Annotated in this window: 1 protein-coding gene; it reads left to right on the plus strand. The window is 66.0% G+C overall.

Annotated elements, in window-relative coordinates:
* The coding region (locus ACLJTM_RS34615; protein ID WP_411107798.1) for an AMP-binding protein at positions 1-652 on the plus strand (652 nt) is incomplete at both ends.

The raw sequence follows: 652 nt of genomic DNA on the forward strand, positions 1-652 counted from the left end.
GGGTTGGGTTCCGGTCTGGTGTTGCGGTGTGTGGTGTTCGGTGGTGAGGCGTTGGATGTGTGGCGTCTGGGGGAGTGGTTTGAGCGGCATGGGGTCGGGGGGCCGGTGCTGGTGAACATGTATGGGATCACGGAGACGACGGTTCATGTGAGTTATGTGGCGTTGGGTCCGGGTGGGGCGGGTCCGGGCGGGGCGGGTCCGGGTGGTGGGGGTCCGGGTGGGGGTCCGGGTGTGGGGAGTGTGATCGGTGAGGCGATCGATGATCTGCGGGTTTATGTTCTGGATTCTGGTTTGAGGTTGGTTCCGCCTGGTGTGGCGGGTGAGTTGTATGTGGCGGGGGCGGGTTTGGCGCGGGGGTATTTGGGGCGTCCGGGTTTGTCGTCGGAGCGTTTTGTGGCGGATCCGTTTGGTGGTGGGGGTGGGCGGATGTATCGCACGGGTGATGTGGTGCGGTGGTCGCGTGGGGGTGTTCTGGAGTTTGTGGGGCGTGCGGATTCGCAGGTGAAGATTCGTGGTTTCCGTATTGAGGTGGGGGAGGTGGAGGCGGTTTTGGCGGGGCATGCGGGGGTGGGGCATGCGGCGGTGGTGGTGCGGGAGGACGTGCCGGGGGAGCGGCGTCTGGTGGCGTATGTGGTGCCGGTGGCGGGTGTGG

Origin of the sequence: Streptomyces sp. cmx-4-9 (assembly GCF_046548835.1) — a bacterium.
In the GTDB taxonomy this organism is placed as follows: Bacteria; Actinomycetota; Actinomycetes; order Streptomycetales; family Streptomycetaceae; genus Streptomyces.